This window comes from Leclercia sp. UBA7405, assembly GCF_037152215.1.
Classification (GTDB): Bacteria; Pseudomonadota; Gammaproteobacteria; order Enterobacterales; family Enterobacteriaceae; genus Enterobacter; species Enterobacter pneumoniae.
In genome coordinates, this window is sequence record NZ_JBBCMR010000019.1 from 1 (window position 1) to 344 (window position 344).

Annotated in this window: 1 tRNA gene and 2 rRNA genes; all 3 read left to right on the forward strand. The window is 57.0% G+C overall.

Annotated features, from left to right (window positions below):
• A 5S ribosomal RNA gene (rrf, locus tag WFN75_RS22510) occupies positions 1-103 on the forward strand; the annotation flags it as partial.
• A gap of 14 nt (positions 104-117) precedes the next feature.
• A tRNA-Thr gene (locus WFN75_RS22515) sits at positions 118-193 on the forward strand.
• Positions 194-232: 39 nt separating this feature from the next.
• A 5S ribosomal RNA gene (rrf, locus tag WFN75_RS22520) occupies positions 233-344 on the forward strand; the annotation flags it as partial.

Here is a 344-nt window from a genome sequence, read left to right on the forward strand (position 1 = left end):
GCGCGGTGGTCCCACCTGACCCCATGCCGAACTCAGAAGTGAAACGCCGTAGCGCCGATGGTAGTGTGGGGTCTCCCCATGCGAGAGTAGGGAACTGCCAGGCATCAAATTTAGCGTGCTGATATGGCTCAGTTGGTAGAGCGCACCCTTGGTAAGGGTGAGGTCCCCAGTTCGACTCTGGGTATCAGCACCACTTTATTCGGATAAAGTTCGGCACATTGTAAAGAATTTGTCTGGCGGCTTTAGCGCGGTGGTCCCACCTGACCCCATGCCGAACTCAGAAGTGAAACGCCGTAGCGCCGATGGTAGTGTGGGGTCTCCCCATGCGAGAGTAGGGAACTGCC